The sequence below is a fragment of the Candidatus Synechococcus spongiarum genome (assembly GCF_900047545.1).
Taxonomy (GTDB): Bacteria; Cyanobacteriota; Cyanobacteriia; order PCC-6307; family Cyanobiaceae; genus Synechococcus_B; species Synechococcus_B spongiarum_C.
Genome location: NZ_FITM01000112.1, coordinates 1 through 4,766, shown reverse-complemented (window position 1 = coordinate 4,766; position 4,766 = coordinate 1). Strand labels below are relative to the sequence as shown.

1 protein-coding gene and 1 pseudogene are annotated in these 4,766 nt (G+C 63.4%); one reads left to right on the top strand and one right to left on the bottom strand.

Annotated features, from left to right (window positions below):
* Positions 1 to 3,895, bottom strand: a 3,895-nt coding sequence (locus FLM9_RS04805) for a glutamate synthase-related protein (protein WP_074457509.1), incomplete at its 3' end; no start/stop codon positions are given.
* A gap of 189 nt (positions 3,896 to 4,084) precedes the next feature.
* Here FLM9_RS04805 and FLM9_RS04800 point away from each other — a divergent pair.
* Positions 4,085 to 4,766, top strand: a pseudogene (locus FLM9_RS04800) (hypothetical protein); the annotation flags it as partial.

Genomic DNA, 4,766 nt, shown 5'->3' with positions numbered 1-4,766 from the left:
TATTGGCAATCTCCAGATCCACGGTCATGGAACCATGGTGGTCCACAGCCTGCTGCAGAGCGGGGTCCGTCAACAGCTCATCCAACAGGATTGGCCCGTTGTCATGGGCCCGGTCATCATGCTTGCGCCAGTTGTGGTCATGGGCTTGGGGCATGGGTTTCAGCAGGCTGCCCATGTCCACCCCGCTGGTTTTGTGCAGGGCTACGTTGCGGGTGGCCAGCAGATCCACGCGGCCAATCAGGTCATCCATGGACCGCAGGCCCAGGCGGCTGATGAGCTGGCGCACCTCCTCCGCCACGTAGACGAAGAAGTTGACCACCTGCTCGGGCAACCCCACGAACCGGCGCCGCAGGGCTTCCTTCTGAGTGGCCACACCAACAGGGCACTTATTGGTATGGCACACCCGGGCCATGATGCAGCCCTCGGCAATCATGGCCACCGAGCCGAATCCAAACTCCTCAGCCCCCAGCAGGGCGGCAATCACCACGTCCCAACCAGTCTTCAGGCCACCGTCAGTCCGCAGGATCACCCGCTGGCGCAAACCGTTGTCCAGCAAGCAGCGGTGGACCTCCGCCAGACCTAGTTCCCAGGGAACACCGGCATGCTTGATGGAGCTGAGGGGTGAAGCGCCGGTGCCGCCGTCATGGCCGGAGATCTGAATTACGTCGGCGCTGGCCTTGGCCACCCCGGCGGCAATGGTGCCAATGCCAATTTCCGCCACCAGCTTGACCGACACCTTGGCGGCAGGATGAACTTGGTGCAGGTCGTGAATAAGCTGGGCCAGATCCTCGATGGAGTAGATGTCGTGGTGGGGCGGGGGCGAGATGAGAGGCACCCCAGGCTTGCTGTTGCGTAGCCCGGCAATGTAGGTATCCACCTTGGTGCCAGGAAGCTGGCCCCCCTCCCCGGGCTTTGCCCCCTGGGCCACCTTGATTTCCAACTGTTGCCCCGAGCGCAGATAGGCCGGCGTCACGCCAAAACGCCCGGACGCCACCTGTTTGATGGCGGAGCAGGCCGTGTCGCCAGGGCGCAGGCCCCGCAGGTGGGGCAGCGTGGGGGAGTGACCTGTCTCGTCCACGTCGGTGATGGCCCCATAGCGCACCGGGTCTTCCCCGCCTTCACCACTGTTGCTCTTGCCGCCAATGCGGTTGAGGGCAATGGCCAGGGTTTCATGGGCCTCACGGGAGAGGGCCCCCAGGCTCATGCCGCCGGTGCAGAAGCGCCGGCAGATATCGGCAACACTTTCCACCTCCTCCAGAGGGGTTGGAGATTGGGCGACACGGAACTCCAGAAGGTCCCGCAGGGTAGTGGGGGGACGCTGCTCCAGCAGGTGCTGGTACGTGGCGAAGTGGTCATAGCCCGGCCCCTGGGCCAGGGCCTTGTGGAGCATCTTGGCCATCTCCGGACTGTTGAGGTGATACTCGGCCCCGGTGCGGTATTGCACAAAGCCCATGAACTCCAGCTTGCTGCGGCTCAACTCCGGGAAGGCCTTGCTGTGGAAGGCCAGGGTCTCACTGGCCAACTCTGCAAAGGCAAGGCCTGCCACACGGCTGGTGGTGCCACGGAAGGCCGTAGCAATCAAGTCCGCCCCAATGCCCACGGCTTCAAAGATCTGGGCGCCGTGATAACTGGACAACAGGGAGATGCCGATTTTGGAGAGGATTTTCCGCAGCCCCGCCTCCAGCGCATGGCGCACGTTGGCCTGGGCCTGGGCCGTATCCATAGGGGGCAGCTTGCCCCGCTCAATGAGCTTGACGGCGCGGGGATGGTTGCGCCAGTGGCGGGTGGTCTCCCACGTGAGCCACGGGCAAACGGCACTAGCGCCATAGCCAATCAGGCAAGCTAGGTGATGAGTGGTCCAACATTGCGCCGTCTCCACCACCAGGGAGGCCCGCAGTCGCAAGCCGGCGCCAATCAGGTGGTGGTGGACGGCGCCTGTGGCCAGCAACGGCGGCATGATGCTGTGCATGGGGCCGAGGCCACCATCCTGACGATCCGAGAGGACGAGAATCTCCGCACCGCGCCGCACCGCCTGCTCCGCTTGCTGGCAGAGTTGCTGCACGGCCTCCTGCAGGCCGTCGGGACCCGTGGCAACGGTAAACAAGGTGCTGAGATGGTGGCAGCTCCAGTCCGATGCCCGCAACCGGCTCAACTCAGCCTCGTTGAGCAAAGGGGAGGGGAGATCCAGGCGGCGCGCCCCCTGGGCCGATGGCTCCAGTGCCGATCCACGGGGACCCAGGTGAACCGCAAGGCTCATCACCAGCTCTTCCCGCAGGGGGTCAATGGGGGGATTGGTGACCTGGGCAAACCGCTGCTTGAAGTAGTCGTACAGCAGGTGGGGCTTGCTGGAGAGAACGGCCAGGGGGATGTCGTCGCCCATGCAGAAGGTGGGCTCTTTCCTCTTACCGGCCATGTCCTCGATAATGAGGTCCAAATCCTCGGCGGTGAAGCCAACGGCAGTCTGCAATTGCAGCAATTCCAAGGTGCTGAACTGCGGTTCCGCACACCAGGCTTGCGGTGCAAGCTGTTGACACTGACGCAGCCATTGGCCATAGGGATAGCGACTGGCCGCTTCTTCCTTTACCTCCCAGTTGCGCAGCAGGCGACCCTTCTCCAGATCGACGGCCAACATCTGACCGGGGCCCAGGCGGCCCTTCTCCACAATGGTGGCCTCGTCCAGGTCCACCACACCGGTCTCGGTGCCCATGGCCACCAGGCCGTCCCGGGTGACGCAGTAGCGCGCCGGACGCAGGCCGTTGCGGTCAAGGCAGGCCCCAATCCAGCGCCCATCGGTGAACGCCAACAAAGCGGGTCCATCCCAGGCTTCCTGAATGCCGGCCCAATAGGCGTAGAAGTCCTGCAGTTGCTGGCGATTCTCCAGTTCCGGCTGCTGCTGAAATGCTTCCGGCACCAGGGTCATCAGGCTTTCGATGATGGGGCGACCGCTGCGCACCATCAGCTCCAACATGCCGTCCAGGTTGGCGGAATCGCTGAAAGCGGGATTCACCACGGGATGCAGATCCGACGCGGCGTCCCCCCAGGCCCGCTTGAGGCCGTCCTGGGCAGCCAGGGCCCAGTTGATGTTGCCCAGTAGGGTGTTGATTTCACCGTTGTGGCCCAACAGGCGCATGGGCTGGGCCAGGGGCCAGCGGGGCAAGGTGTTGGTGCTGAAGCGCCGGTGATAGACCGCGTAGGGGATGGCAAAGCGCTCGTCTTGCAGGTCCCTGTAGAAGGCCGGCAGCACCTCGGAGCGCACCATGCCCTTGTAGACCACCGTGCGGGTGCTCAAGGAGGCGAAGGAGACATGGCGACTCGACGCCGTCCCCAACACTTGGCCCAACTGGGATCCAATGCGGCGGCGGCAACGGAACAGCAGGCGCTCCAGCTCCTCCTGATCCCCATGGCGCTGATCCATGGAGAGGAGCCACTGCTCAATCACTGGACAGCTTGCGGCTGCCATGGGACCCAGAACATCCCCATCAACGGGCACCATGCGCCAGCCATGGCTGTGGAGCCCCAGTTGGGCCGCCTGTTCCTCGCAAAGGCGGCGTGTGGTGGAGCGCGCCTCGTCGTCCCCGGGCAGAAAAACCATGCCCAAGGCGGGAATGCTCTCATCCGGCAACCCTGCTACAGTGGGCCAGATGGTTTTCAGCAGGGACCAGGGAATGGCGCAGAGCACGCCTGCCCCATCGCCGGAGTCCCGGTCACCACCACAGCCGCCCCGGTGCTCCATACAACCCAGGCCCCGCAGGGCTTGCTGCAGGATCCAGTGGCTCGCCCGACCGTCCAGCCGGGCCAGAAAACCAACGCCACAACCATCCCGCTCCCGTTCCAGCCAATCAGGCCCTGAAGAATCCCGGTAAGGCCAGACAGAACAGTGTGATGGCGTGGACATTAGCAACGACCGGACTTCAGGCTCCTAGGCTAGCCTCGAATACGGAAATCACAGCTTCTTCGGCTCTAGTCGTTCTGGTCAATGCATGTTGCTGTTGGGCGATTTGCAGCACTGAGTCTTCTCGGTTCTTTGCTTCTCGGCCTGTTCGCTCCAGCCCGTGGACAGAATCCGGCACCCCCACCGGCTCCATTGCCACGTCCCCCTGAGCAGACCGAGCCGTTTCAGGTCACGCCTCCGCTCCTCCAACCGCTTCAGGAGCGGGAGAGACCATCTGCGGTGGTCACCGGGAGCAGCATTGCCCTGAACGGTGCCGAGTTGCAGGCCCCATGGCGCCTTGAAGGCGAACCCGGTTCCGGGCAACGGCTTTTTGTCCCCATTGACGTCTTGATCCATCAACTGGGGATCGAGGTGAATCCTGTGGCAGACGGTTTGCAGTTGGCCTGGTTTGGTCATGTCTTCCCCGTTGAGGAGGCCCATCCTCCTTTGGGAGACGAGCCTGCTGTGGACGTTGCCCCCCTGGCACGGCGCTTCCGTTGGCAGTTCAGACCCGTTAATGCCCGTTTGAATCTCCAGATTCGCCCCCCACAGCTGATCAATGTGCGGCTGGAGCAATTTGCCGAACGGGTATGGATTGTGCTGGACTTCCTGGGTCCGGCTCCTTTTCGTCATCAGGACGGGGAGTTACTGGTCGAGATACGCTCCCGGGACGTGCATCTGCGGGAAATGGAGACCCTCGGCATTCCCCACCAGTGGACACCGGGTCTGTTGAGGCTGAACACGGCAGCCCTCGGTTCCAACAGCCGTGTCCTTTCCCTTGGCCGTCCGGAGCGCCTTGTGCTGGATCTCTCCTATGAAGACTTTCTCGCCCTGC